Genomic DNA, 26914 nt, shown 5'->3' with positions numbered 1-26914 from the left:
ATAATGCACTCCTTTCCTATGAGGTATAAACGATGGGAGGAGATCAAAAGTTATAGATAAAATGGATACATATGAAATTGGAGTTCAAATCGTCAGAATTACTTCATGCGCCAAGCGGGAGAACAGGATACAATAAGATACTAGCAGTGTAATAAGGACTGCACAGGGATCCTACATAATGAAGATCACTCAAAATAAGGAGGGAATAAATGGAACTTTCTCCAATGAATCAGGAAGATTATGCGAGTTTTTGCATTCGATCGATTAAGGATTTTGCACAGGAAAAAGTAGAAGCAGGCACTTGGGCGGAGGAAGAGGCGCAGCAACTGGCCGAGGAATCTTATGAACGTTATCTGCCAGAAGGTTTGAATACACCCGGAGCATATCTCTACAATCTAGTGCATCCTGTGGACGGAAATGTGGGGTATATCTGGTTTAATATCACGGATAATCGTCGTGGTAAAGATGCATTTTTACTGGACATTGTGGTTGAAGAAGCACACCGCGGTAAAGGGTATGGAACAGAGACGATGGAGGCGCTTGAACAGACGGCCTTGAGTCTTGGCGTGGATCGCATCGGATTGCATGTGTTTGGACATAATGTGCGAGCGAGTAGCCTTTATCGCAAGATGGGATATGAAGTAACGGATCTAACGATGTACAAGGAAATCAAAGGGTAAACCGATAGCGGATGGGACGCTGGTCGAATTGGCGAAGTTCCTTGATGCCTTGAGGTTTGTCATATATAATGTATAGGATTATCCATACCGAACAAGTAATCAATGAGGAGTTGTCATATACATGGCTTTGAAAGCTGGAATCGTGGGTTTGCCTAACGTTGGTAAATCTACATTGTTTAATGCAATTACACAAGCAGGTGCCGAATCGGCAAACTATCCGTTCTGTACAATTGACCCTAACGTGGGGATCGTTGAAGTACCCGATGAGCGTTTGGACAAACTGACAGAACTCGTTGTACCTAAGAAAACAGTACCAACGGCGTTTGAGTTTGTAGATATCGCGGGTCTGGTTCGCGGTGCGAGCAAAGGCGAAGGTCTGGGTAACAAGTTCCTTGCCCACATTCGTGAAGTAGACGCAATTGTACACGTGGTACGTTGCTTTGTAGATGAGAACATCACACACGTCGATGGTAAAATCGACCCGGTAAGCGACATCCAGACCATCAATCTGGAGCTGATCCTGGCTGATATCGAGAGTGTTGAGAAGAAAATCGACCGCTCCAAGAAAAACATGAAGGGCGGCAACAAGACTGCCTCTCAAGAAGTAGAAGTGTTGGAGAGAGTGAAGGCTGTTCTGTACGATGACAAGCCGGCACGCAGCATGGAACTTACAGATGACGAGCTTCTGATCATCCGTGATCTGCACTTGCTCACTCTAAAGCCTGTTTTGTACGCAGCCAATGTAGCTGAGGATGAAATTGGCGACGTGGCGAACAATGCTTACGTGCAAAAAGTAAGAGAATTCGCAGCTGCTGAAAACGCAGAAGTGGTGCCAATCAGTGCGAAGGTTGAAGAAGAGATCTCCGAGCTGGAAGGCGAAGATAAACAAATGTTCCTGGAAGAACTCGGTATCGAGGATTCCGGTCTGAACCTGTTGATCAAAGCGGCTTACAAATTGCTCGGTCTGTACACATACTTCACAGCAGGTGTACAGGAAGTTCGTGCATGGACAATCCGTAAAGGTACCAAAGCGCCAGGCGCAGCGGGTGTTATCCACACGGACTTCGAACGCGGATTCATCCGTGCCGAGGTTGTTTCTTATGACGATCTGGTGGCAGCAGGTTCCATGAACGGTGCCAAAGAGCGTGGACAACTTCGTCTTGAAGGTAAAGAGTACGTTGTAAATGACGGCGACGTTATGCACTTCCGTTTCAACGTTTAAGTTGTTACACATTTATATGTAGACTTAAAATTATGACCCTACGACCTTCTTCGTGAAGTTCGTGGGGTCTTTAACTTAGAGCTCTGAAGATGAGGATGCAACGGAGAATAGTCTTCCAAGAGAAACGGGTTCTTTGTTTTCATAATCAAAATCAACTGCTGAGATAGAGATGTAAATAGGCATATTATGGTATAATAGAGGAGACAAAGTAACCGGTGGATAATCGATACGGTGATGCTTACCCGAAAGGGGGTGACGCCGTGTCATTTCTTGCAGTAGTGCAGCATTTCCTAGAAATTAGCGACAAGCTAATTAGTATTGCAGTGGGGTTAATAGCCGTATGCAGTGCGTGGAAAGCAGCGCGGAACAAGAAAAACCACCGGGATTAGGTTGGTCGCCTTGCAATCCGGTGGTTTTTCATTCGTTTGATTGAAATTCGCCGTGGTCGCCCACCGGCCTTTGTTGGAGAAGTCACGATGTTAGCGCATCGTGGCTTTTGTTTATTTTACACTTGCTATACTTGTATTATACCACAGTAGGATCATTTCGGAACCACATCGAACAACAATTTCATTTTGTATCTTGCAGCACCAAAAAATAGTTCATCCGCTTGCGGAACAGTTACTATTCAGAACCATAAGAATATGCTATAATTAAGAGTCGTATACCACGTTAAAATTCGCACTGTAACCGATGAGTCGAAGCGAGTTTCATACAGGGTACACGATTTCTTGATATCACTTTAAAAGTAAAGGATTTGATGACGTTGTAGCGATGTTATACGTCGATCATACATGAATATGAATACATGCTGCGGTCAGGGGATTCATTGAGAATCCTGTGCGTTGTGGAATATAGATTATAAATGTAATTAATGTTGAATTGAAATCATTATTGAAAATGTAATGTGCTTGGACAAAATAATGCGTGAGGTGACTATACATGTTGGATAAATTACAGGCGTTAGCAGACCGTTATGACAAATTGAGCGAGCTTTTGTGTGACCCGGATGTGGCAAGTGACAACAAAAAGCTGCGGGAATACTCGAAAGAACAATCCGATCTGCAACCGACTTATGAAGCGTACACGGAATACAAACAGGTAAGTCAGGATCTCGAAGCTGCAAAGGAAATGCAGGGTGAGAAACTGGATGATGAGATGCGTGAAATGGTCAAAATGGAAATTGAAGAACTGAGTACTCGCCAGAAGGAACTGGACGAATTGATTCGTGTACTCATGCTGCCAAAAGATCCGAATGACGACAAGAACGTTATTGTTGAGATTCGCGGGGCAGCTGGTGGAGATGAAGCAGCGTTGTTTGCAGCAGATCTATATCGGATGTACACACGTTATGCAGATGCACAAGGCTGGCGTGTAGAGCTGATGGACGTTAACACGAATGATCTCGGTGGATTCAAAGAGGTTGTTTTCCTGATCAACGGACGTGGTGCTTACAGCAAAATGAAATACGAAAGCGGCGCACACCGTGTGCAGCGTATCCCTACAACTGAATCGGGCGGACGTATTCATACGTCAACTTCAACGGTTGCGGTTATGCCAGAAGCCGAAGATTTTGATATCGAAATTCATGATAAAGACATCCGTGTGGATACGTTCTGTTCCAGTGGTGCCGGTGGACAATCGGTTAATACCACGAAATCCGCAGTACGGGTAACGCACGTTCCAACGGGAATTGTAGCGACATGTCAGGATGGAAAATCACAGAACTCCAACAAGGAAAAAGCGTTGCAGGTTCTGCGTACACGTATCTTCGATATGAAACGTATGGAAGAGGAAGCAAAGATCTCTGTTGAGCGGAAGAGCAAAGTGGGAACGGGTGACCGCAGTGAGCGGATTCGTACGTACAACTTCCCGCAAAGCCGTGTGACGGATCACCGGATCGGCCTGACCATGCACAAGCTGGATCAGGTGATGAACGGAGAGATTGAAGATATTCTGTCTGCACTGACCATTGCTCAGCAGACTGAAATGATGGATAGAGGAGAATAATCTGTGACCCGAGCGCAGTTTGTCATGACGCCGGAACAGAGCTGTCGGGAAGCCTTCGTGGAGGCTTCCTCTTTTTTGGAGAAGTGCGGCGTGTACGAGCCGCAAAACAATGCCCGGCTGCTGCTGGAACATGTACTCGGCGTCTATGGCGCCGCGTACTACATGATGCAGCCGGAGCCTTTTCCCAGCGAGCATCGCAGCCGCTGGGAGGACGCCGTCACGCGCAAGGCTGCGGGTGAGCCGGCGCAATACATTATCGGCAGCCAGGAATTCTATGGGCTGCCGTTCGAGGTCACGCCGGCCGTGCTGATTCCGCGGCCGGAGACCGAGCTGTTGGTCGAGGCTGTGCTGCGCGAAGCCGACCGCGTGTTTCCTGACGGCGCTCCGCTCGCCGTCGATATTGGCACGGGCAGTGGTGCCATCGCGGTGACGATGGCTTCACTGCGCCCGCGCTGGCAGGTCGGCGCCGGGGATCTCTCGGCGGCTGCCCTGCAAGTGGCCGCGCGGAACGCGGCCGCGAACGGGGTACAGATCGACTTCCGTGAAGGCGATCTGCTGGCACCGTTCGCCGGGGCACAGGTGGACATCCTGGTGTCCAACCCGCCATACATCCCGGCGGCAGATATCGCCGGGTTACAGCAAGAGGTGCGCGATCATGAGCCGCGCATGGCACTGGACGGCGGTCCGGACGGGCTTGCACCGTACCGGATCATGCTGGAGCAGCTGGCGCTGCTGCCTGCACCGCCGCAGATCATTGGTTTTGAGCTGGGCCAGGGGCAGGCTCGCGACATCGCGGCTCTACTTGAAACGGCGGGACATTGGCCGGAAATTATCATTGTACCGGACCTTGCCGGAATCGAGCGGCATGTCCTGGGTGTTCGTACTTCGGAACAGGTGACGAAAATGTAAGGTTCCGCGGGTTTTCTTTTTGCCGTGAAATCCTCTACAATGAGATATACCGAAGATTTCTGAATGCTTGGGGGAACATAATTACATGCTGCACAAATTTAAAAAGATAGATTATTCTATCGTGTTTATACTGGTTATTCTGATGGTTATCAGTATTTTGTCGATTTACAGTACAACGTTTGGTCGTCCGAAGCTGGAGGGACTCCCGAAAAGTGCAGTGATTTTTTATATTTTTGGATTCATCGTCTTTTTTGGAATGTCGATGATCAATTATAAATTTATAATCAAAAATTATTTATATATCTATGGCGTGGGTATGCTGCTGCTCATTTTCGTAATGTTTTTTGGTAAAGAGTATTACGGTGCAAAAGGTTGGCTGTCCATCTTCGGGGTCAGTTTGCAACCTGCTGAGTTGTTCAAGTTATGTCTAATTGTGTTTTTATCAGCCTTTTTGGCCCGAAAGAAGAATCGTCCGCTCTATTTCGGACGTGATGTTATTCCGATCTCACTCTGTGTTCTGCCGCCGTTACTACTGGTATTGCTTCAAAATGACTTGGGAAATGCGTTAAGTTATGTTGTCATTCTTGTGGGCCTATTGTGGATCGGCAACATTAAATTTACGCATGCCCTCATTGGTTTTATTATTGCTGTGGCGACTTTTATCGGCGGTACACAAGCATATATTCATTATCATGATGAGATCGTTAAATTTCTGAATGACATTGGACGTTCGCACTGGGCGGATCGTTTTGACCCCTGGCTTGTACCAGAACTGACCTCAAGGGATGTACTCTGGCAGACGTATAATGCGAAGCTTGCGATAGGTTCTGGCGGTATTACGGGCAAAGGATATCTGGAGGGCACAACGATTCAGTCGAATCGGGTGCCGCTGGCCTATGCAGACTCGATCTTTGTACAGATCGGGGAGGAGTTTGGCTTCATCGGTGCCTCGGTATTGCTTCTCCTATACTTTATCCTGATTCACAGGCTGGTGCTGATTGCACTGGAGTGTAAGGATCGCGCCGGACCTTATCTTATTGTAGGTATTATAGCGATGCTGCTCTACCAGATCTTTGTTAATATTGGTCCATTCATTGGTCTGATGCCACTTACAGGGATTACGCTGCCATTTATCAGTTCGGGTGGTACCTCCATTATGCTCAACATGATCAGTATGGGGATTGTGATGAGTATCAAGGTTCACACGGAAGAAAACGAGGATATTCTCGGCTCTGCGGAACAACCGAGTATTACCGATCTGGTGATGAAATTGCTGAAACGCAAGCCATCCCAGCAGGAACAATAACGTTCTCGGAATTGAAAAATCTGGGATAACAGCGATTGGAAGTTTATTCTGTTATCGTAGTGTCAGTGGAAATAATCCTTAGTTTAACTTATATAACTACAGAACCCTGGAACAGATCAGCCCTATTCACTTAGGGATGATCTGTTCCAGGGTTTTTATTTTTTACAGTGGGAGATAGGCCGCTGATTTGTTTGATATTCATCCTGAAGCAATCTGATTTCCATTTTATCATCCAATTATATACAATGGAAATATTGAGTTTAATTGGAAATCATAGAATGCTAGATTCAGGGGGATGGACGGAGTCATGTTGAGAATGTTGAAAAAGATGGATGGTGTGATTCTCTTCATCATGCTGTTGCTCATGATTATTAGTGTATTTGCAATTTACAGCGGAACGCAAACAGATGCTCACCTGGCGAGTCACCATGTCAAAACGATTTATTTCTATGTGGCTGGATTCATTGCGGTGCTTGTCATCGGGCTTGTGAATTACAAGATATACGTGAAATATGCGTTTTATTTGTATGGGTTTGGAATTATACTGCTGATCCTCGCTAATGTCCTGGGCAGTTCGATCAATAATGCCAACGGTTGGCTGAAGCTTGGGGAATTTTCTTTTCAACCGGCAGAGCTGTTCAAGATGATTCTGATTCTGTTCCTTGCTCATTTAATTGTGAAGAGACAACGAGGCACGCTGCAATTTTGGAGAGATATTGTGCCGATTGGCTGCTGGGCGTTTATTCCATTTGCTCTGGTTATGGCTCAGAATGATCTAGGCAATGCATTGGGGTATGTGGTGATTCTGGCTGCGGTATTCTGGATCGGAAATATGAGACTGAAGCACGTATTAATTGTACTGACGATTGTGGGAGTGACCTTCTTTGGTTTTGTTAAAGCCTATACGTTCTACCATGATGAAGTATTCACCTTTCTTGAAAAGATAAAAAGGGAGCATTGGGCGGAGCGAATTGATCCCTGGCTTGTGCCGGAAAAGGCTACCTCCAAAGCGTCCTGGCATACGAAAAATGCAGGATTAGCCATTGGTTCAGGGGGCATCATCGGCAAAGGTTATTTGCAAGGAACATCCGTTCAGAGCGGTCGAGTCCCTTACACGTATTCGGATTCCATTTTTGTCGTGATCGCAGAGGAGTTTGGCTTTGTCGGTGCATCCGTACTGATTCTGTTGTACTTTATTCTGATTCAACGTATGGTGTGGATTGCTCTGAGTTGCAGAGATCGCGCGGGACCCGTCATCATTGTAGGTATTATCGGAATGTTGTTGTATCAGGTGTTTGAGAATGTGGGGGCGTTCCTCGGCCTGATGCCGCTCACAGGGATTACGTTGCCATTCATCAGTTACGGGGGCACCTCCCTGCTCATTAACATGGCTTGTATTGGGGTGGTCATGAGCATTAAGTTATATGGACAGGAAGAGGAGGATGAACTTCTCATGGGGGAGCAGCAACCGCGGTTGTCGGAACGTTTATGGAATATGCTCAAGAAAGAGAAAAGTGCTGTGTAACTGCTGAAATAGTTTAATGAAAAGCACAGTGGTGGAGCGACTAACGTGATTGTTCATGATTCATAAGGATAACGAGGTTGATTTGCCCTGTAACCAGGTGCGGATCAGCCTTTTTAACATGACTGGTGAGCGTATGTATATCATAGAATCGATTTAGTAGATTTATTGTATATGCTAGGTTTACTTCCGTCTCTCCCGGGCATACTGATAGACATGAGAGAGTTGCAGGTCGCGTGATCAGAGAGCTGAGGGGGAGAACGGAATGAACAGACGAATTGTTAAGCAAATTGGACTTATTATTGTATGTCTTATGATGATGATCATGATGTGGGAAGGTCAGAAAACGGATGCAGCTGTGGCGGCCACAGCGATTCCTGAACAATCGATTCGCTTGCGTATTCTAGCAAACTCGGATGCACCGGGAGATCAATTGGTGAAACGCGAGATTCGGGATGCTGTCGTTGCTCAGATGGGTGAGTGGGTAGCCGAACTGGAGAATCCGCAAAGTCTGGATGAAGCACGCCATGTCATTCGTGAGCATTTGTCCGAGATTGAAAATAGAGTAGGAGAAGAGTTGGCCAGTCGCGGTTTGAAGTATGAGTATCAGGTGGAATTGGGTTCGGTTCCGTTCCCAACCAAGCTATATGGAGGCACCGTGTATCCTGCTGGAGATTATGAAGCGGTTCGGATTACATTAGGCGAAGGCAAAGGTCAGAACTGGTGGTGTGTGTTGTTCCCGCCGCTGTGTTTCATTGATGCAGGGACCGGGGATGCACTGGCGAAACCTTCAAACGTATCGGCCGCAGCGGCTGAACCTGGAGATGCAGAGGCGTCTGTGCAGGGAGAGACACCGGAGGCGAGATTCTTTCTGTGGGATATGGCTGTGAAACTATGGAGTTGGGTCACTGGGTTATTCGCATAACAACGGATTTATACTATAGATGTGGGTGGCTTCAATTCAGGGAGCTGCCCTTTTGATATGAATTGGGGTTGAAGCTACAGTGAGACTCATGCGTGGAGCGAAGTATGAAGGGCATCCGAGGCGGGACAGGTATGTTATAATTACTTATATTGAACATGGAGTATGAAGCGAAGTGAACAAGGATGTGTATGGAGTTTAAAGTGTATTTCTCACGTGCACAAGTAACCTATTATGATGTTTAGGAATGTGATGGATATATGAATAGAGAGAATGAGCAAGTGCAATCCACCTCTGAAATGGGAAATGACATGGAGGTTCATGACAAGGGAACTCCAGCAGAGATGGTCACAGTCAATTGGGATGTGCGCGTTTTATTAAGCAATGAGAATGATCATGGATTGGGTAATATTGAATTAGCGGATGTGAAAAAGGGGAGCGCCCATCAAAGGGCGCTCGCCGACTTGCAGGCTGCCGCAGCCTGTTTTCGTCAAGGTCAGACGGTGGCCTTTCCGACCGAAACGGTCTACGGCCTGGGTGCGGATGCGCGTAGCACGGCAGCCGTGGAGGCTGTATTTGTCGCCAAAGGCAGACCTTCCGACAATCCACTGATTGTGCATATCGCGCACCGTGACCAGTTGGACACTCTGGTCACGGAAGTGAACGAGACAGCGGAAGCGCTGATGGCGGCCTTCTGGCCGGGACCGCTGACGCTGGTGCTGCCGGTTAGGCCGGGGGCGGTGTCCCCGCGTGTCACCGCCGGTCTGGATACGGTGGCCGTGCGCATGCCGGACCATCCGGTGGCCTTGCAGTTGATCGCGGCGGCGGCATGCCCTGTGGCTGCGCCAAGCGCCAACCGCTCCGGGCGGCCAAGTCCGACACTCGCGTCTCATGTGCGCGAGGATCTGGATGGCCGCATCGGCGGCATCGTGGACGGCGGCCCCACCGGGGTGGGCGTCGAGTCCACAGTGGTGCAGGTCGGTGACGACGGTACCGTCACCATCCTGCGCCCTGGCGGCATTACGGCGGAACAGTTGTCCGCCGTTGCCGCCCGTGTCGCCACGGACCCCGTGCTACTCGCGGAGGGGTCCACTGGCGTGGGAAGCCCGGCGCCGCGCTCGCCGGGCATGAAGTACACGCACTACGCACCCGCAGGGGCGCTGTGCGTGGTGGAGGGGCCGCCCGCAGCGGTGGCGGCCTGGATCAGCGCCGCCCTCGCAGAGGCGGCGCAGCGCGGAGAGCGCACCGCGGTGCTGGCGTTCGCCGAGCACGCAGAGCAGTACCGCGCCGATGCCGTGTTCTCGCTGGGTGACGCCAGCGAGCTGGAGGAAGCAGCGCGCAGGCTATACGCCGCGCTGCGCAGCTGCGATGAGCAAGGCGCCACATATATTGTGGCTGAAGCCTGCTCACGCGAAGGGCTGGGAGCAGCCGTCATGAATCGGCTGCTCAAGGCCGCGGGTAACCAACTCATCCAAGTTGGCGACCCACAGCCCTCCTAAGCTCTCCTGATCATACAGTCAGGAGAGCTACGCACTCTTTTCCAAAACAAATCAATTAAAACATCGCATCCACCTGCCTACAATCTAGCCTTATGTATCATGGAGATGGAGTACATCCGTCGTCGTTTACCTTTCATCGGTCATGTTTAGGTCCTTGTCCGCATATCGTGTACAAGAACCTTTACGTGACTTGGGGGTATGGGGATGTGGGATGTGTCTGCCCATGTAGGGCAGTTGGTAACCATTTTGATCATGGCAGTTGCACTTGGCCTCGATGCGTTTTCACTTGGGATCGGAATTGGCATGAAGGGCATTCGGCTGAGGGATGTATTGCGAATCAGTACAGTAACGGCGCTCTTTCATATCATCATGCCGCTCATCGGTATGTATATGGGCAAATACGTCAGCTCGCTGCTCGGTGACATTACGACGTATGCAGCAGGTGGATTACTTGTTCTGCTGGGTGGTCATATGATTCTGAATGCATTCCGTGAAGGCGATACCAAGCTGGTGGACCACCGTTCCCTGCTCGGCGTTATACTGTTCTCCCTCAGCGTAAGTGTGGATTCGTTCTCCGTTGGCGTTTCCTTAGGGATGTTTAGCAGTGATCTGATCTTAACCGTACTGGCTTTTGGCTTTTGTGGCGGGGTGATGTCGGTGATGGGTCTGCTATTAGGCCGTCGGGTGAGTCAGAATCTTGGGGATTATGGTGAGGCCATTGGTGGCGCAATCTTGCTTGCGTTTGGACTTTTGTTTATATTTTAGAATAAAACTTGAGATATCCTATCATTCGCATCATATGTAAAATGGGGAGGCTAACACAATGAAACATATTTTATTCGTATGTACAGGCAATACGTGCCGCAGCCCCATGGCAGAGGGGCTTTTGCGAAAGTTGGCATCGGAGCGCGGCATTCAGGTAGAGGTTCGTTCCGCAGGTGTGGCAGCTACGTCGGGTATGCCGATTTCCCGTCATGCGGAAGCGGTTCTGAGAGATCATAACGTTGAAGGTCCACCTCATTCCACACAACTAAGCGCCAACCTGGTAGGTTGGGCGGACCTGGTTCTTACATTAACACGGAGTCATAAGCAGCATGTTATGCAGGTATTTCCAGACTCTGTCCACAAAACCTATACATTGAAAGAGTATGTGGAGGACGACGAGCAGGTATTAAGAGATGTTCAGGAGTTGGACAGCCTGTTTGCAACGCTGGAGATGAAACGTGCCCTTGGGCAAGAGATCCTGGCATCGGAGCGTGAGCGAGCCATTGAGATCAGACAACGCATTCCTAGTTTCGACATCTCCGATCCATTTGGTGGGAGTCGTGATGATTATAATATCGCTGCGGCCGAGATTCGGACGGCATTGGACCGGCTTTTGGATAAGCTGGGATAATTCTGATCCTGCGGGGCAGGTTAGAGAAACAGGACACGTGATGTAAATTAACCGTTGATTTTAAACGCGGGTTGTTTTATGATGAAGGGGAAAACAGGGATCCGGTGTAACTGGCGACGAAGTGGGCATAACCACGATGGAGCACCGGAACAAACGGCCGGTCGCCTGGGCAAAAGAGCAATTCTGCGTTACCCGCAGACTGCTCTTTTTTTCGTCTTTCATCTGATTATTCGCTATAATAGATCCTGAGATGCCGTGCAAGAATACAAGGACAGCCAAGAGACAGCGGGCATGATTTTATCGGGAGGCGATGATAGGATGACTATAGAGTTAGATTCAGAACAACCCGGATTGCAGGAACAGACCGCATCCATTCTGCATGAACTGGCGCTTGCCGGACAGCTTGGGCCTGGACAGATCGTTGTGATCGGTACAAGCACAAGTGAAGTTGCAGGGGCACGGATTGGTACGAGTGGTGCTATTGAAGTGGCGCAACAGCTTCTTGCGGGTATACGCGAAGTGCAGGAGGAATTCGGTTTTGATACCGTATTCCAGTGTTGTGAGCATCTGAACCGTGCGCTGGTCATGGAACGTTCTGTGCTTACTCGTCTTGGATTGACTGAGGTTGGTGCAGTACCCGTGCCCAAGGCCGGAGGTTCAATGGCATCCGCAGCATATCGTTCGCTGACCGATCCATGCCTGGCTGAACATGTGCAGGCCCATGCGGGACTGGACATTGGGGAGACGATGATTGGCATGCATCTCCGGCATGTAGCCGTACCTTTTCGTACAGCGCTCCGCTATGTTGGAGATGCGCGTGTGACCACAGCGTTGACTCGTCCGAAGTTAATTGGCGGCGAACGCGCGGTGTATCGTATGGAAGAACAACCAGATTCAACATTTTGTGACTGATATCTTCAACCAATATAAAGCTAAATTAGACTTTACACAAAAACGGAGAGTGGAACACCAATCTGAAGAAGCAAAGCGTTCGCCTTTATCACCGGATTTTCCCTTTATTATAAGGGAGTTCAGAAAAATCAGGGGATAACAGCGATCGGAAGATGGTGATGCAATCGAAGTGAGGAGTGTAACCACTGTAGTTTCGCTTTATAACTTCACTTATAACTGGGAGGAATTTAATCATGGAACAATTGCGCAAGAATGACCCGGCAGTACTGGAAGCGATGAATCTTGAACTGAAACGTCAACAGAACAACATCGAACTGATTGCATCCGAGAACATCGTGAGTGAAGCAGTAATCGAAGCATTGGGATCTGTACTGACCAACAAGTACGCTGAAGGCTATCCAGGTAAACGTTACTATGGCGGTTGTGAGCATGTGGACGTAGTTGAAGACATTGCGCGTGATCGTGCCAAAGAATTGTTCGGAGCAGAACACGTGAATGTTCAACCTCACTCCGGCGCACAAGCGAACATGGCAGTATATCTTGCAGCGTTGAAACCTGGTGATACTGTACTTGGTATGAACCTTGCCCATGGTGGACACCTCACGCACGGTAGCCCGGTTAACGCTTCCGGTTTGCTGTACAACTTTGTGGCATACGGCGTGCAGGAAGATACATTCCTGATTGATTATGATGAAGTGCGCAAAGCGGCTTTCAAACACCGCCCTCGTCTGATCGTTGCAGGTGCAAGTGCATATCCGCGTACCATTGATTTTGAAAAGCTGGCTTCCATCGCCAATGATGTAGGTGCTTTGTTCATGGTGGATATGGCTCATATCGCAGGATTGGTAGCTGCTGGTTTGCATCCAAACCCGGTTCCACATGCGCATTTCGTAACAACAACAACACACAAAACGTTGCGTGGACCTCGTGGTGGTATGATTCTGTGCCGTAAAGCATGGGCAGCAGCGATTGATAAAGCGGTATTCCCGGGTTCCCAAGGTGGTCCTTTGATGCACGTAATTGCTTCCAAAGCGGTAGCATTCGGAGAAGCTTTGCAACCAGAGTTCAAAACATATGCACAGAACGTTGTGAAAAACGCACAGGTTCTGGCTGAAACACTGATCGCTGAAGGCTTGAACATCGTATCCGGTGGTACAGATAACCACTTGATGCTGATCGACACACGCAGTGTGAACATCACAGGTAAAGAAGCTGAGTATGTACTTGATTCCATCGGTATTACCGTGAACAAAAATGCAATTCCATTCGACCCTACAAGCCCGTTTGTAACGAGTGGTATTCGAATTGGTACACCTGCTGCAACTTCCCGTGGTATGAACGAAGAAGCGATGGTTGCCATTGGTAAGATCATTGCCAAAACGTTGAAAAATCCAAAAGATACGGCGAAGCTGGATGAAGCGCGTGCAGAAGTGACTGCACTGACAGATCAATTCCCGCTCTATACCGACCTTAAATACTAAAAAAACTTTGCTCATGCTGCTTTCTTTTGAGTTTGTTTAAATTGGAATACAAAAGACGAAGCTGGCAGAATGCAACCGGAGAAGCGAAGCGCTCGCCTTTATCCCCTGATTTTCTCCTTTTATAGGAGATCAAAAAAATCAGGGGATAACAGCGATCGAAGGTGCAATCTGTTTGCGGAGCATCACTTGTATTCATATTTTTCCCACTCAATGACATAACAGCAGGAGCAAAACAGGACCGGATGGATCATTTTCCGGTCCTGTTTTTTATAGGATTCGGTATTCTGTAATGATTGGGTGCCCTTTGATGGTGTAATTCGTTGTTGGTGATGATATAATATACAGGATTTATCGAGCCCATGAATGGTGGCTAGGTATATTTGGAAATGCTGAACATGAAGAACTTACCGGAGGGACAAATTAGATGGGAAAATTAGTAATATGTGATCACCCTTTGATTCAACACAAACTGACGTTTATACGCGACATGCGTACGAATACGAAAGATTTTCGTGAATTGGTGGATGAAGTGGCAACGTTGATGGCTTATGAGATTACAAGAGATGTTGAACTGGAAACGATTGATGTACAGACACCTGTAGCTGCAACACAAGGTAAAGTCATCTCTGGACGCATGCTCGGACTGGTGCCGATTCTGCGTGCAGGACTCGGAATGCTGGATGGCGTTGTAAAATTGTTGCCAGCCGCAAAAGTTGGACATGTTGGTCTGTTCCGTGATCCGGAAACACTGCAACCGGTAGAATACTACACCAAACTGCCTACAGACGTGACAGAGCGTCAATTGATCGTAATTGATCCGATGCTTGCAACTGGCGGTTCGGCGATTGCAGCTATTGACGTGCTCAAAAAACGTGGCTGTACCCAAATCAAGATGATGAACCTGGTAGCAGCACCGGAAGGCGTTAAAGCTGTACAGGATGCACATCCTGATGTGGATATCTATGTCGCAGCACTGGACGACCGTCTGGATGATCATGGTTATATCGTTCCAGGACTTGGCGATGCAGGAGACCGTCTATACGGCACTAAATAAGCATATCTCATGCTTGTAATCGGAACTTATAGAAAAGGGGCTTTGCTCGAATGTCCAAGAAAATTAAAGTCATGACGATCTTCGGGGTGCGTCCGGAAGCCATCAAGATGGCTCCGCTTATTTTGGAATTGCAAAAACACCCCGAGTCTATTGAATCTATTGTTTGCGTAACTGCGCAGCATCGTCAGATGTTGGATCAGGTTCTTGAAGTTTTCGACATTCATCCCGATTATGATCTGGATGTGATGAAAGACCGTCAGACATTGAATGAAATTACGATTCGTGTATTAGGCGGTCTGGAGCCGGTATTGGCTGAAGCGAAGCCGGATATTGTGCTGGTTCACGGGGATACATTAACTACCTTTGTAGCAAGCTATGCAGCATTCTTGCAGCAGATCCAGGTAGGACATGTAGAAGCAGGACTTCGGACGTGGAACAAGCTTTCTCCATATCCGGAAGAGATGAACCGTCAGCTGACGGGCGTACTGGCTGATCTACATTTTGCGCCTACGGATTGGTCTTCTTCCAATCTTGCCAAAGAAAATAAATCAGAGTCTAGTACGTACGTCACAGGCAACACGGTAACAGATGTGTTTCAATATACAGTACGGGAGGACTACACACACCCGGTACTTGATTGGGCCCAAGGCAAACGCCTTGTGCTGATGACAGCTCATCGCCGTGAATCTCAAGGCGAGCCTCACCGCAACATTTTCCAGGCCGTCAAACGGATTGCCGACGAATTTGAAGATATTGCCATCGTGTACCCGGTGCATCCAAGTCCTGCTGTGAAGGAGCCGGCTCACGCGATTTTGGGGAATCATCCCCGTATTCAATTAATTGATCCACTAGACGTGGTGGATTTGCATAACTTTTACCCGCATACTCACTTGATTTTGACCGATTCAGGCGGTTTGCAGGAAGAAGCACCTTCGTTTGGTGTGCCTGTGCTCGTATTGCGCGATACGACAGAGCGCCCGGAAGGTATTGAAGCTGGAACGCTGGAACTGGTAGGTACCGAAGAGGAACGTGTATATGAACGGACCAAAGCTTTGCTTACAGACAAAAACCTGTATGCAAGCATGAGCCAGGCTGCTAATCCATACGGTGATGGACATGCTTCGGAAAGAATTGTCAATGCGATTCTGCACCATTTTGGTGTAAATAGTGAGCGTCCGGAATCATTTCACAGAAAATTCAAAAAATAATACAATTTTTCTGACGGATTTATAAAGGGCATAGCATACAGTTAAACTGTACGGTTTACGCGGGTTTATGGGCTTTGAGGGTCTGTATTCCCGTCGTTTTCCCCTTTAAAACGCTAAAATCATTCAATTGACAAAGGCTCTCATCATTCAGTAAAATTAACTGGGATTGCAAGGGTGGCGTGGAAAATGGCCGATTCGAACAAACCAAATTCATCCCGTAACCATGACGATAATGTATGGAAAGCGATGGGGCTCGTGACAGCTTTTGGGATCGAGATTGCCATTCTCGCTGTTGCCGGATATTACGCTGGCTCCTGGTTGGACAAGACCATTGGAGGTAACGGAATATGGATCGCCGTAAGCGTTCTCTTTTTTCTTGCGGCAGGCGGTGTAAGCATCTACTTTATCGCGAAAAAATTCATGGGGGAAAGTGATGAGTGAACTAACCAGATACCGCAGATCGATGACTGTTTTCATCATGTACTTTCTTATGATTTGTTTTCTCGCAGCGGCCTTTATGCCACGTGTGGAGACAATTGCTTTGGGACTAGCCCTGGGTACAGGAATTAGCTGGATCAATGCATTTTACTTGGGCTACAAAGTAAGGAAAATGTCTGATGATGCGGCAGAAGGTAACTTGAAGCGTGTGAACCTGGGATTTTTGACAAGAGCGGCACTCGCTGTGCTCGGTATATTCATATCGATGCGCTTTCCGCAGTACTTCAATACATATGCGGTTGCAGGCGGTCTCGTCATTGCACAATTTTCCTTACTGATTATAGGGATTGTCCATTCCCGCAGAGCAGAATGAAGTTAAGGGCTGCAGCTTTCAAGTCGAGAAAGGGGTGAGAAAAATATGCATGAAGCTCCAATTATTATGCTTGGCGGATTTCGACTGGATCTATCGGTTGTGTTGATGCTGGTAGTTACAGGTGCCCTTGTTTTTATTTTTGCTGTACTGGCCACACGAAGACTATCCGTTGAAAACCCCGGCAAGCTGCAAAATTTTATGGAGTGGGCAGTAGAATTCGTCCGCAATCTGATTTCCAGTACAATGGATATGAAGAAAGGTAAACATTTTATCTCTCTCGCTCTTTCCATGATTATGTTCATTTTTGTAGGAAACATGCTCGGACTTCCGTTCCAAGCGGTAACTGCAGTGGACAGCGCAGAACATGCGCAAGTGTTCGGTAAACCGATTGTTACAGCGGTGGAAGCGTTTGAAGAAGCGCATGCCAAGGATCCTGAAGCACACCCACACGTTGAACTGGCTTGGTGGAAATCACCGACAGCCGACTTGTCTGTAACGATGGGACTCGCTCTCGTAGCGTTCCTTGTATCTCATGGACTGGGATTGTTCCGCAACACCAAAGGATATCTCCAGCATTACCTTAAGCCATTCGCCTTGTTCTTGCCAATCAACTTGATTGAGACGGCATCCAAGCTGTTGACACACGGTATGCGTCTATTCGCGAATATCTTCGCGGGTGAGGTACTGATCGCAACGATCCTGAAACTGACCACATTCAAAGTGTTTGGTGCTATCGCAGCAATTCCGCTATTAATGGTGTGGCAAGGCTTCAGTATCTTTATCGGCGCGATCCAGGCATTTGTGTTTGTTATCTTGATGATGGTGTACATTTCACAGAGCATCGAGACGCACGACGAGCATTAAGTTTCAAGCCCTACGAAGAATTCTTCACCAGGCTGAACAATAAAAAATTCGATTTATCATTTTAAGGAGGATATACAAATGGGAGCAATGGCATTAATCGCAGCAGCAATTGTTGCAGGACTGGGCGCGTTTGGCGCAGGTATTGGTAACGGTATGGTAATCAGCAAAACGGTGGAAGGTATTGCCCGTCAACCGGAAGCAAAATCCACTCTTCAAACAACAATGTTTATCGGTGTAGGTTTGATCGAGGTATTGCCGATCATCGGTGTGGTACTCGCGTTCATGTTCTACGGTATGGCTTAATTAAATTTTAAAGGTTTGGCGGGGAAGGCCATAGCCATCCGCGCCTTCTTTTTAGGTAATGTCCGTTCTAACGGATGACGTTTCAAGGATACCTCCAGGAAGGAGTGAACAGATTGAGTTTCATATGGGAAAATACGCTTCTTGCGATTGTTGCATTTGCAATTTTATACTGGCTGCTTAGCCGTTATGCCTTCGGGCCTTTGTTCTCCATTATGGAAAAACGTCGTGAACTCGTGATGACGCAGATGAATGAGGCTGCACAGACTCGGGAACAGGCCATTGCCTATGTGGAGGAACAAAAACAAGCTCTTGAGCAAGCACGTAAAGATGCTTACGACATCATTGAACAGTCCAAACAAACGGGTGGCAAACAAGCTGAATCGATTTTGGCTGATGCGAAAGCTGAAGCTAATCGTCTGAAAGACGATGCAGTACGCGAAATCGAGAGCGAGAAGAACAAAGCAGTCGCAGCACTTCGCAGCGAACTGGGTACAGCTTCCGTTCAGATTGCATCCAAATTGATCAAAAAAGAAGTTGAGAACGGTCCTGCACAAGAAGAGCTTGTGAACCAATACCTCAATGAGGTAGGAGGCCGACAATGAGCCGCGATACGATTGTTGCCAAGCGTTATGCGAAAGCATTGTTCGAAGTTGCTCTTCAGCAACAGCAGGTGCTTGAGGTTGAACAGGAACTGGTTGCAGTAGTCAGTGCATTGACCGGAGATGCAGATATCGAGAAATTTATCGTATCCCCTAATATCTCTGATGAAGCCAAGCAGAACGTGATTCACTCAAGTCTTGATGGCAAGGTATCCGATTCAGTCCTTCGTACAGTCTTGTTGTTGATTGAACGCGGACGCGTTGAATTGCTGGGAGACTTACTGAATGATTATCGGAAGATTCAAGGTGAGTCGCTGGGCATCGCTGATGCACGTGTCTACTCGACTTATGCGTTGAATGATGAAGAAAAAGAAGCGGTAGCCCGTGAATTCGGTGGCCGTGTGAATAAAAAGATTCGTATCGAGAACATTGTTGATCCGACTCTGCTGGGCGGATTGAAAGTCGCCATTGGCGATACGATCTATGACGGCAGCTTGGCTGGCAAGCTCGAACGTCTTGAGCAGTCTTTTAACAGACGAGTACAGTAGATTGGGGTGAGGACACTTGAGTATCAAACCAGAAGAAATCAGTACATTAATTAAGAGCCAAATCGAACAATACAAGACCGATATCGATGTAGTCGAAGTCGGAACGGTAATCGAGGTTGGTGATGGTATCGCTCGTGTTTACGGACTTGAGAACGTCATGTCCAACGAGTTGGTTGAATTCCCAAGCGGTGTTATGGGACTCGCCATGAACGTGGAAGAAAGCAATGTCGGTGTCGTTATCCTGGGACCTTACTACGATATTCGTGAAGGTGACCAAGTGAAACGTACGGGCCAAATCATGCAAGTGCCTGTAGGCGAAGCATTGATTGGACGCGTTGTGAACCCGCTCGGTATTCCAGTGGATGGCAAAGGGCCAATCGCTACAACGGAATTCCGTCCGGTTGAAGGTAAAGCACCAGGCGTAATGGATCGTAAATCGGTTCATGAGCCGATGCAAACAGGGATCAAAGCCATTGATGCCATGGTTCCAATCGGCCGTGGACAACGTGAGTTGATCATCGGTGACCGTCAGACAGGTAAAACATCCATTGCAATTGATGCGATCCTGAACCAAAAAGGTAGCGGCATGAAGTGTATCTATGTGGCTATTGGTCAGAAACAGTCCACGGTTGCTCAAGTTGTGGAAACCCTTCGTCGTAAAGGCGCAATGGAGTACACGATTGTTGTAACTGCTGCAGCTTCCGATCCATCACCACTCTTGTACATCGCACCGTATTCCGGTTGTTCGATGGGTGAGTACTTCATGTACAAAGGCGAGCACGTTCTGGTCATCTATGATGACTTGACCAAACAAGCCTCTGCATACCGTGAGCTTTCCTTGTTGCTTCGTCGTCCACCGGGCCGTGAGGCTTATCCGGGTGACGTCTTCTACCTGCACTCCCGTTTGCTGGAGCGTGCTGCGAAGCTGAATGATGAACTTGGTGGTGGTTCTTTAACCGCACTGCCGTTCATTGAAACACAAGCTTCCGACGTATCTGCATACATCCCAACGAACGTAATCTCCATCACGGACGGACAAATCTTCCTGGAAGCTGACTTGTTCAATGCTGGACAACGCCCGGCGATCAACGTAGGTATTTCCGTATCCCGTGTCGGTGGTTCTGCTCAGATCAAAGCGATGAAAAAGGTTGCAGGTTCCCTGCGTCTCGACCTCGCTCAATATCGTGAGCTTCAAGCGTTCTCCCAGTTCGGTTCCGATCTGGATAAAGCGACTCAGGCCCGCCTGAATCGTGGTGCGCGTATGATGGAAATCCTGAAGCAAGGTGTTAACCAGCCTCTGCCTGTAGAACAACAGGTTGTCAGCTTGTACACTGCGGTTAAAGGATTCCTGGATGAGATTCCAACAGGTGATGTTACTCGTTTCGAGCGTGAGTTCCTTGCGTTCATGGAGAGCAGCCATCCGGAGATTCTTGCATCCATCCGTGATACTAAAGAATTGACTGCAGACAACGAAAATGCACTGAAAGGTGCAATCGAGAAGTTCAGAAAGAGCTTTGCTGTCTCTGTCTAAATAAATGATTGCAGGTGCGGAGTTGTCTAACCGATTCCGCATGTCTGCATGTAATACGTTGACTCTGTCAAAACAGGGTTGTGCTTACGATGTAGTTTTGACTTTGTCAAAACTTTAAGGTGGTGAAATCATGGCAAAAGGCATGCGCGAAATTAAGCGGCAAATTAAAAGCGTACAAAGCACCAAGCAGATCACCAAAGCAATGGAGATGGTAGCTGCTGCAAAACTGCGTAAAGCGCAGGAAAAAGCGGAAGCAGCCCGTCCTTATTCGGAGAAACTGAAAGAAGTTGTAGCGAGTATTGCATCTAGCACGCAAGGCATACAGCATCCGATGCTGGAGAGCCGTCCGGTCAAAAAAACAGCTTATCTGATCATTACATCGGACCGTGGTCTTGCGGGTGGATACAATGCGAACGTTTTGCGTCAGGTTAATCAGACGCTCAAAGAGCGCCACAACTCCCAGGATGACTACGAATTGTTCGTCATTGGACGTAAGGGACGCGACTACTTCAGACGTCGTGAAATGGCGATGGCATCCACAACAACGGATCTGTCGGATTCGCCTTCATTTGCAGATATCAAATCCATCGCACACGAAGCTGTTCATGGGTTTGAACTGGCTGAATTTGATGAATTGTACATTTGTTATAACCGCTTTGTGAATGCGTTGACCCAGATTCCTACGGTAGAAAAACTTCTTCCAATGGAAACACCTGAGGTAACTGCTGCGGAAGGACCAACGGCAAGCTACGAATACGAGCCGTCTGCTGAAGCTGTACTTGAAGTTTTGCTTCCGCGTTATGCGGAAACGCTGATCTATGGTGCACTTCTGAACGGTAAGGCGAGTGAGCTGGGTGCGAAAATGACGGCAATGGGTAATGCAACCAAAAATGCATCTAAACTCATTAATGACTTGTCATTGACATACAACCGTGCCCGCCAAGCGGCGATTACGCAGGAGATTACGGAAATTGTGGCAGGTGCCAACGCAGCACAAGGCTAACCGTTTTTTTATTAATGAAGGCTTGCAGAGCAAAGATAAACGAACGGTACATTATTTTTGCAAAAGTAGCAGGCTTGTAGGAGGGGAACGTTAAGATGAACAAAGGACGCGTTGTGAGCATCATGGGTCCGGTTGTTGACGTCGAGTTTGATCGCGGCGGTCTGCCGGAAATCCTCAATGCCATTACGATCACTACAGTAAGTGAGAGCGGCGTTAGTGTAAACCTTACACTCGAAGCTTCGAAACATCTGGGTGACAACCGAGTACGTTGTATTGCGATGTCCTCCACGGATGGACTTGTTCGTGGTATGGAAGCTTTAGATACAGGAGCACCAATCTCTGTACCTGTCGGTGAAGCAACACTGGGTCGTGTATTTAACGTACTCGGCGAAGCAATTGATACTGGCGGTGCCGTAGCTGCTGAGCACAAGAACCCGATTCACCGTTCAGCACCTGCATTTGATGAACTGACTACCCAAGCAGAGATGCTGGAGACAGGAATCAAAGTTATCGACTTGCTTGCTCCTTACGCTAAAGGTGGTAAGATCGGTCTCTTCGGCGGTGCCGGTGTAGGTAAGACGGTAACCATTCAGGAATTGATCAACAATATCGCACAAGAACACGGTGGTATCTCCGTATTCGCGGGTGTTGGTGAGCGTACACGTGAAGGTAATGACTTGTATCACGAGATGAGTGATTCCGGCGTTATCAACAAAACAGCAATGGTCTTCGGACAAATGAACGAGCCTCCAGGCGCACGTCTTCGTGTAGCCCTCACAGGTCTGACCATGGCGGAATACTTCCGTGACGAAGAAGGCCGTGACGTGTTGCTCTTTATCGATAATATCTTCCGTTTCACCCAAGCGGGTTCAGAAGTATCTGCCTTGCTTGGACGTATGCCTTCCGCGGTAGGTTACCAACCTACGCTGGCAACAGAAATGGGTCAACTGCAAGAACGTATCACATCAACGAAAAAAGGTTCTGTAACATCCATCCAGGCCATCTACGTGCCTGCGGATGACTACACTGACCCGGCTCCTGCAACGACGTTTGCTCACTTGGATGCAACGACGAACCTGGAGCGTAAAATTTCCGAGATGGGTATCTACCCTGCGGTAGATCCACTGGCTTCCAGCTCCCGGATCTTGTCCCCTGAAGTTGTAGGTGAAGAACACTACAGCGTAGCTCAAGGCGTTAAACGTATCTTGGCGCGTTACAATGAATTGCAAGATATCATTGCGATCTTGGGTATGGACGAGTTGAGTGAGGAAGACAGAGCGCTTGTATACCGTGCTCGTAAAATCCAACGTTTCTTGTCCCAGCCTTTCCACGTTGCTGAAGCATTTAACGGTATTCCGGGTAAATACGTTCCGGTTAAAGAAACGGTGCGCAGCTTTAAAGAGATTCTCGAAGGTAAGTATGATGATCTTCCGGAAGCAGCTTTCCTCTTTGTTGGTACAATTGAAGAGGCAGTGGAGAAAGCCAAAACACTGGTTTAGTCTGAATCCAGGATTGTCCTTATGTGGGCTATCCTTCGGATAGTTTCAGGAGGGATGGAATTGAGCACCTTTTTGTTGGAGATTGTAACACCTGAGCGTCTGGTGTATTCAGAACAAGTGGATAGCATCACGGCTCGTGGTATTGAAGGGGAACTGGGCATTCTGCCTGGTCATATTCCTATGGTTACACCTTTGCAGATTGCACCAATCTATATTCGTAACGGAAAAGAAAATAAACAAGTTGCTATCGGTGGCGGGTTTATCGAAGTACGTAAAGATAAGGTTGTTGTACTCGCAGAGAGTGCTGAATTCCCGGAAAACATTGATGTGGACCGTGCGCGTGCGGCGAAAGAGCGGGCAGAACGTCGGCTTGCAAGCCAAAGCAATCAGGACCACTTTGATCACCGTCGTGCAGAGATTGCGCTGCAAAAAGCGGTTAACCGGATTAACGTTTTTGGCAAATAAACGATTCTTGGAAGCCCGGCGGCTTAGTCTGCCGGGCTTTTTTGAGTTTGTCTGATAGAATTGTTTTATCGAATATATTAAAATGGCTGACCACAAAATCTCATCATATCCCTTCAGTAAACAGAAGTATTTTAAGCAAAATATTCACCGATGATGAGGAATTGCATAGAATATAGGACTAAAGTAGTGGGCGTATTTACCACAAAGAGAACCATTTTTTTCATGAGAAAATTAAAATTATTTCCGAGGAAATGACAGAATCGATATCGAAATAGCGCTCTTTTATGTCGTTTTAGTCACAAAATCCCGGCAATTTAAAATTAAAATATTTGAGAAGTGGAAATCAATGTAATTGACAATGTATGATGAAAGAGCCTATATTCCATAGAGTCAGCAGAAGCAGGAAGCTGCGTAGTAGATTCCATAGTCTTGCACAGCCGGATTGTTGCTGCTCGTTCTTTGGGTATCAGGAGATTCCTGCCTGGCAGGAGTAAATCTGACAGTGCGCTCAGTATGTTGTGCTCAAGACATTCCAGTATACTAACAAGTTATGGGTGCCGGGCATATGATATGCTGATCGCTGCAACAAATGTGGAGGTAAAGAATATATGGATACTGATCTGACGAATCAGGTGAACCAGGCGTTAAGCACCAATGGCTTGGTCTCAATCATCGTCTCCCTTTTATGTATTGCGTTGTCTTGGTGGGCTTTGCAGAATCTCAAACTGGATTTAATCATCAGACAACCACGAGGTGCTCAGGGAAGACTGTTACATTTGTTGCTCGCCATCATTCTGGGGCATGCCGTTGCTGGCTTTGTCATTGACTACTTGTCATGGACTCAAATGTTGCGTAATTTGTTTTAATGTTGAGATGGTTGGTTAATCATCTGTTAGGCCCTTGAAGGAGCTCATTGTCGAATAACATCGATTAATTGTGTTAACAATTAGAGTATGAGTTGTCGGTAAAGAAATTAAGAAAAAAATGTGACGTAAAATTGGATGAATTTGAGATGTTTTATGTAAAAATGCTTGTATCGTACAATTCAACAATGTTATGATGGAAGTTAGGGAATTCACAATTGTTCACTTATTTTGTAGTTATAAACGGGATATCCGGTTCATGCCGGCTAATAACCATCCCACTCTGTCTGTTCTGATGCTCTGCTGGCTTGTAAGACACTAATTTTACATGCTGAATAGCAAGAAGCACGGCACATGGTATCATTGATATGGATTATAAAAACCAATTCTTTTCTGAACAGACATCTGTGGCAATATGCCAGAATATGTCGAAATTCCACACACAGCAACAGTCCTTTCTACACACAGTGGGGCTTACGTATTCCGGAATGAAGAAAAGGGAATAAAAGCGCGGAGGGAACCATGATGAGCAAATTTATCGTCCGCGGTGGCAAAAGGTTGACCGGAAGTGTCAAAGTTAGCGGCGCTAAAAATTCTGTTCTTCCGATCATCGCTGCCTCTCTCTTAGGGGAAGAAGGACAAAGCGTTATTATTGACGCGCCTCCTCTAGACGATGTGATGACGATTAACAAGGTGTTGGAATCGCTGGGAGCGGGAGTTACATACCGGGACGAAGTGATTACCGTAAATGCGGAGAAGCTTACTTCCTGTGAAGCCCCGTACGAATGGGTAAGTAAAATGCGGGCGTCTTTCCTGGTCATGGGGCCTCTGTTGACTCGAATGGGTCATACAAGAATCTCACTTCCTGGTGGATGTGCCATCGGTACACGGCCTATTGATCAGCATTTGAAAGGTTTTGAAGCCATGGGCGCAGAGATCAGCTTGGGCCAAGGTTATATCGAAGCTCGTAGCCAAGGACGGTTACGTGGCGCGAAAATTTATCTGGATGTGGCTTCCGTAGGTGCCACTCAAAATATTATGATGGCTGCAACATTGGCCGAAGGTGTAACTGTTCTGGAGAATGCGGCCAAAGAACCTGAGATCGTGGATCTTGCCAACTTCCTGAATGGAATGGGTGCCATTGTACGTGGTGCTGGTACTGGAGTGATCCGCATTGAAGGTGTGGAAAAACTGTCAGGCGTTACACACACGGTCATTCCGGATCGGGTAGAAGCTGGTACGTACATGGCTGCTGCTGCAATTTCTGGTGGTGACGTGTACATTGAAGGTGCAATCTCTGATCACCTAGGCTCCGTTATCGCGAAGCTTGAAGAGATGGGTGTAACGATCCAACCGGATGAGAATGGCGTGCGTGTAATCGCAGATCGTCCTCTTAAGGCTGTGGATGTGAAAACATTACCATACCCAGGATTCCCGACAGATATGCAATCCCAGATGATGGCACTCTTGCTCGCATCTGAAGGAACAAGTGTTGTGACAGAGACTGTTTTTGAAAACCGATTCATGCATGTGGATGAGTTCCAATTGATGAATGCGGAGATCAAAGTTGAAGGACGTTCGTCCATCATCACAGGTAATGCCAAACTGAAGGGTGCCAAAGTAACGGCTACCGATTTGCGTGCGGGTGCCGCACTCATTATTGCAGGTCTTGTTGCTGAAGGTACAACGGAAGTGGGCGGTGTTCATCACATCGACCGTGGTTATGTACATCTGGCTGAGAAGCTTAACGGACTTGGCGCTGACATCTATCGGATCTCGGTTGATGAGCCTAAGCTGGAAGCAACCAAAGCTCCTAGTGAAAAAGTGGAGAAAGAAGTACCGATGTTTAAGGTGCAACCAACTTTGGCTTAACACTGGGTTGTATAGTGAAAATATGGTCCCTCTATGATGAACGACACGCTTGTGTGGTTATGAATGCGATGGAACGTATATTGTAAAAAAAATGATAAAGCTAAGCCATCTGGCTTGGCTTTTTTTGTGTTTACTTTTAACAAGATGATGAGGAATTTGATACCTGATTCTATTAATAGCTGGTCCTAATTTATATAACATAACATCGTATTCTGTTCCAAGTTTGAACAAAATGAAAGAGCGCCTTTTTTAAGAATTTGGTTTACGGATAAACACCTATTTATGGCGACAGATCAGCATTTGTAAGAGATACACGGCAAAAAAAAGCAGGTGAGTGAATGGAAGGAAAAGGGCCTCGTTTCTCTTAAATCAGGTTCTATCAGATCGAGCTAGGTCATAACCTAAACTATGGATTTGAACAACACGACCGGCACA

27 protein-coding genes and 1 riboswitch are annotated in these 26914 nt (G+C 47.5%); all 27 genes read left to right on the top strand.

Annotated elements, in window-relative coordinates:
- The first annotated feature begins 209 nt into the window (after window positions 1-209).
- On the top strand, window positions 210-680 hold the full coding sequence (locus NLBNIHML_RS14600; RefSeq protein WP_339257698.1) for a GNAT family N-acetyltransferase: 471 nt from the start codon (window positions 210-212) through the stop codon (window positions 678-680).
- A 121-nt stretch (window positions 681-801) separates the two neighbouring features.
- Entirely contained in the window at window positions 802-1902 is a 1101-nt protein-coding gene (gene ychF / locus NLBNIHML_RS14595) for a redox-regulated ATPase YchF (RefSeq protein ID WP_062836948.1), read from the top strand.
- A 215-nt stretch (window positions 1903-2117) separates the two neighbouring features.
- Window positions 2118-2291 (top strand): hypothetical protein, encoded by a 174-nt coding sequence (locus tag NLBNIHML_RS14590; protein ID WP_339238215.1) that lies wholly within the window; start codon window positions 2118-2120, stop codon window positions 2289-2291.
- Window positions 2292-2844: 553 nt separating this feature from the next.
- A complete protein-coding gene (gene prfA, locus NLBNIHML_RS14585; RefSeq protein WP_339238213.1) occupies window positions 2845-3912 on the top strand; it encodes a peptide chain release factor 1 in 1068 nt (355 codons plus the stop codon).
- A gap of 24 nt (window positions 3913-3936) precedes the next feature.
- Window positions 3937-4821 carry a peptide chain release factor N(5)-glutamine methyltransferase gene (gene prmC / locus NLBNIHML_RS14580; RefSeq protein ID WP_472479416.1) on the top strand — a complete coding sequence of 295 codons (885 nt, stop codon included), beginning with the start codon at window positions 3937-3939 and terminating at the stop codon, window positions 4819-4821.
- Between the two features lie 85 nt (window positions 4822-4906).
- Window positions 4907-6127 carry an FtsW/RodA/SpoVE family cell cycle protein gene (locus NLBNIHML_RS14575; protein ID WP_339257696.1) on the top strand — a complete coding sequence of 407 codons (1221 nt, stop codon included), beginning with the start codon at window positions 4907-4909 and terminating at the stop codon, window positions 6125-6127.
- A gap of 307 nt (window positions 6128-6434) precedes the next feature.
- Window positions 6435-7652 (top strand): FtsW/RodA/SpoVE family cell cycle protein, encoded by a 1218-nt coding sequence (locus NLBNIHML_RS14570; protein WP_339238209.1) that lies wholly within the window; start codon window positions 6435-6437, stop codon window positions 7650-7652.
- Between the two features lie 262 nt (window positions 7653-7914).
- Entirely contained in the window at window positions 7915-8574 is a 660-nt protein-coding gene (spoIIR, locus tag NLBNIHML_RS14565) for a stage II sporulation protein R (RefSeq protein ID WP_339238207.1), read from the top strand.
- A 257-nt stretch (window positions 8575-8831) separates the two neighbouring features.
- Window positions 8832-10070, top strand: coding sequence for an L-threonylcarbamoyladenylate synthase (locus NLBNIHML_RS14560; RefSeq protein ID WP_494354606.1), 1239 nt, complete (start codon window positions 8832-8834; stop codon window positions 10068-10070).
- 204 nt (window positions 10071-10274) lie between these two features.
- Window positions 10275-10835: a manganese efflux pump MntP gene (locus tag NLBNIHML_RS14555; RefSeq protein ID WP_339238203.1), complete on the top strand. Its 561-nt coding sequence runs from the start codon at window positions 10275-10277 to the stop codon at window positions 10833-10835.
- 58 nt (window positions 10836-10893) lie between these two features.
- Entirely contained in the window at window positions 10894-11466 is a 573-nt protein-coding gene (locus NLBNIHML_RS14550) for a low molecular weight protein arginine phosphatase (protein ID WP_339238201.1), read from the top strand.
- 96 nt (window positions 11467-11562) lie between these two features.
- Window positions 11563-11644: riboswitch (ZMP/ZTP riboswitch) on the top strand.
- 140 nt (window positions 11645-11784) lie between these two features.
- Complete coding sequence (locus NLBNIHML_RS14545) at window positions 11785-12378, top strand: TIGR01440 family protein (RefSeq protein ID WP_169479777.1); 594 nt, start codon at window positions 11785-11787, stop codon at window positions 12376-12378.
- Between the two features lie 233 nt (window positions 12379-12611).
- Entirely contained in the window at window positions 12612-13859 is a 1248-nt protein-coding gene (gene glyA, locus NLBNIHML_RS14540; protein WP_494354605.1) for a serine hydroxymethyltransferase, read from the top strand.
- 424 nt (window positions 13860-14283) lie between these two features.
- Window positions 14284-14913 (top strand): uracil phosphoribosyltransferase, encoded by a 630-nt coding sequence (upp, locus tag NLBNIHML_RS14535; RefSeq protein WP_017691929.1) that lies wholly within the window; start codon window positions 14284-14286, stop codon window positions 14911-14913.
- 50 nt (window positions 14914-14963) lie between these two features.
- On the top strand, window positions 14964-16121 hold the full coding sequence (gene wecB, locus NLBNIHML_RS14530) for a non-hydrolyzing UDP-N-acetylglucosamine 2-epimerase (protein WP_339257685.1): 1158 nt from the start codon (window positions 14964-14966) through the stop codon (window positions 16119-16121).
- A 186-nt stretch (window positions 16122-16307) separates the two neighbouring features.
- Complete coding sequence (locus NLBNIHML_RS14525) at window positions 16308-16562, top strand: AtpZ/AtpI family protein (RefSeq protein WP_024632723.1); 255 nt, start codon at window positions 16308-16310, stop codon at window positions 16560-16562.
- Window positions 16555-16932, top strand: coding sequence for an ATP synthase subunit I (locus NLBNIHML_RS14520; RefSeq protein WP_062836961.1), 378 nt, complete (start codon window positions 16555-16557; stop codon window positions 16930-16932). The genes NLBNIHML_RS14525 and NLBNIHML_RS14520 overlap by 8 nt, the downstream gene beginning before the upstream one ends.
- A 45-nt stretch (window positions 16933-16977) precedes the next feature.
- A complete protein-coding gene (gene atpB, locus NLBNIHML_RS14515; RefSeq protein ID WP_339238196.1) occupies window positions 16978-17796 on the top strand; it encodes a F0F1 ATP synthase subunit A in 819 nt (272 codons plus the stop codon).
- A 78-nt stretch (window positions 17797-17874) separates the two neighbouring features.
- Entirely contained in the window at window positions 17875-18099 is a 225-nt protein-coding gene (gene atpE, locus NLBNIHML_RS14510) for a F0F1 ATP synthase subunit C (RefSeq protein WP_017691934.1), read from the top strand.
- Window positions 18100-18212: 113 nt separating this feature from the next.
- Window positions 18213-18701: a F0F1 ATP synthase subunit B gene (gene atpF / locus NLBNIHML_RS14505; RefSeq protein WP_339238194.1), complete on the top strand. Its 489-nt coding sequence runs from the start codon at window positions 18213-18215 to the stop codon at window positions 18699-18701.
- On the top strand, window positions 18698-19246 hold the full coding sequence (locus NLBNIHML_RS14500; protein ID WP_036612565.1) for a F0F1 ATP synthase subunit delta: 549 nt from the start codon (window positions 18698-18700) through the stop codon (window positions 19244-19246). Before atpF ends, NLBNIHML_RS14500 begins: the two co-directional genes overlap by 4 nt.
- A 16-nt stretch (window positions 19247-19262) precedes the next feature.
- Window positions 19263-20777 carry a F0F1 ATP synthase subunit alpha gene (gene atpA / locus NLBNIHML_RS14495; RefSeq protein ID WP_047840700.1) on the top strand — a complete coding sequence of 505 codons (1515 nt, stop codon included), beginning with the start codon at window positions 19263-19265 and terminating at the stop codon, window positions 20775-20777.
- Window positions 20778-20907: 130 nt separating this feature from the next.
- Window positions 20908-21780: an ATP synthase F1 subunit gamma gene (atpG, locus tag NLBNIHML_RS14490; protein WP_076209796.1), complete on the top strand. Its 873-nt coding sequence runs from the start codon at window positions 20908-20910 to the stop codon at window positions 21778-21780.
- 95 nt (window positions 21781-21875) lie between these two features.
- Window positions 21876-23279, top strand: a complete 1404-nt coding sequence (gene atpD / locus NLBNIHML_RS14485) for a F0F1 ATP synthase subunit beta (protein ID WP_047840699.1) — start codon at window positions 21876-21878, stop codon at window positions 23277-23279.
- 60 nt (window positions 23280-23339) lie between these two features.
- Entirely contained in the window at window positions 23340-23744 is a 405-nt protein-coding gene (locus NLBNIHML_RS14480) for a F0F1 ATP synthase subunit epsilon (RefSeq protein WP_062836965.1), read from the top strand.
- Window positions 23745-24352: 608 nt separating this feature from the next.
- Entirely contained in the window at window positions 24353-24610 is a 258-nt protein-coding gene (locus NLBNIHML_RS14475; protein WP_124116534.1) for a DUF1146 family protein, read from the top strand.
- Between the two features lie 522 nt (window positions 24611-25132).
- Complete coding sequence (gene murA / locus NLBNIHML_RS14470; protein WP_278299125.1) at window positions 25133-26479, top strand: UDP-N-acetylglucosamine 1-carboxyvinyltransferase; 1347 nt, start codon at window positions 25133-25135, stop codon at window positions 26477-26479.
- Window positions 26480-26914 lie beyond the last annotated feature (435 nt).

The organism is Paenibacillus sp. JNU01 (genome assembly GCF_059130585.1).
Note: the sequence above shows the minus strand (reverse complement) of the source record. Positions and strands in the feature narration are given on the sequence as shown.

Coding starts and splice junctions, on each gene's coding strand:
- NLBNIHML_RS14555 (WP_339238203.1), top strand. CDS start 10,275: ATGTGGGATGTGTCTGCCCATGTAGGGCAGTTGGTAACCATTTTGATC.
- NLBNIHML_RS14525 (WP_024632723.1), top strand. CDS start 16,308: ATGGCCGATTCGAACAAACCAAATTCATCCCGTAACCATGACGATAAT.
- atpE (WP_017691934.1), top strand. CDS start 17,875: ATGGGAGCAATGGCATTAATCGCAGCAGCAATTGTTGCAGGACTGGGC.
- upp (WP_017691929.1), top strand. CDS start 14,284: ATGGGAAAATTAGTAATATGTGATCACCCTTTGATTCAACACAAACTG.
- ychF (WP_062836948.1), top strand. CDS start 802: ATGGCTTTGAAAGCTGGAATCGTGGGTTTGCCTAACGTTGGTAAATCT.
- NLBNIHML_RS14560 (WP_494354606.1), top strand. CDS start 8,832: ATGAATAGAGAGAATGAGCAAGTGCAATCCACCTCTGAAATGGGAAAT.
- prfA (WP_339238213.1), top strand. CDS start 2,845: ATGTTGGATAAATTACAGGCGTTAGCAGACCGTTATGACAAATTGAGC.
- NLBNIHML_RS14475 (WP_124116534.1), top strand. CDS start 24,353: ATGGATACTGATCTGACGAATCAGGTGAACCAGGCGTTAAGCACCAAT.
- NLBNIHML_RS14545 (WP_169479777.1), top strand. CDS start 11,785: ATGACTATAGAGTTAGATTCAGAACAACCCGGATTGCAGGAACAGACC.
- atpD (WP_047840699.1), top strand. CDS start 21,876: ATGAACAAAGGACGCGTTGTGAGCATCATGGGTCCGGTTGTTGACGTC.
- prmC (WP_472479416.1), top strand. CDS start 3,937: ATGACGCCGGAACAGAGCTGTCGGGAAGCCTTCGTGGAGGCTTCCTCT.
- spoIIR (WP_339238207.1), top strand. CDS start 7,915: ATGAACAGACGAATTGTTAAGCAAATTGGACTTATTATTGTATGTCTT.
- atpB (WP_339238196.1), top strand. CDS start 16,978: ATGCATGAAGCTCCAATTATTATGCTTGGCGGATTTCGACTGGATCTA.
- murA (WP_278299125.1), top strand. CDS start 25,133: ATGAGCAAATTTATCGTCCGCGGTGGCAAAAGGTTGACCGGAAGTGTC.
- NLBNIHML_RS14550 (WP_339238201.1), top strand. CDS start 10,894: ATGAAACATATTTTATTCGTATGTACAGGCAATACGTGCCGCAGCCCC.
- wecB (WP_339257685.1), top strand. CDS start 14,964: ATGTCCAAGAAAATTAAAGTCATGACGATCTTCGGGGTGCGTCCGGAA.
- atpG (WP_076209796.1), top strand. CDS start 20,908: ATGGCAAAAGGCATGCGCGAAATTAAGCGGCAAATTAAAAGCGTACAA.
- NLBNIHML_RS14570 (WP_339238209.1), top strand. CDS start 6,435: ATGTTGAGAATGTTGAAAAAGATGGATGGTGTGATTCTCTTCATCATG.
- NLBNIHML_RS14520 (WP_062836961.1), top strand. CDS start 16,555: ATGAGTGAACTAACCAGATACCGCAGATCGATGACTGTTTTCATCATG.
- NLBNIHML_RS14575 (WP_339257696.1), top strand. CDS start 4,907: ATGCTGCACAAATTTAAAAAGATAGATTATTCTATCGTGTTTATACTG.
- NLBNIHML_RS14500 (WP_036612565.1), top strand. CDS start 18,698: ATGAGCCGCGATACGATTGTTGCCAAGCGTTATGCGAAAGCATTGTTC.
- NLBNIHML_RS14600 (WP_339257698.1), top strand. CDS start 210: ATGGAACTTTCTCCAATGAATCAGGAAGATTATGCGAGTTTTTGCATT.
- glyA (WP_494354605.1), top strand. CDS start 12,612: ATGGAACAATTGCGCAAGAATGACCCGGCAGTACTGGAAGCGATGAAT.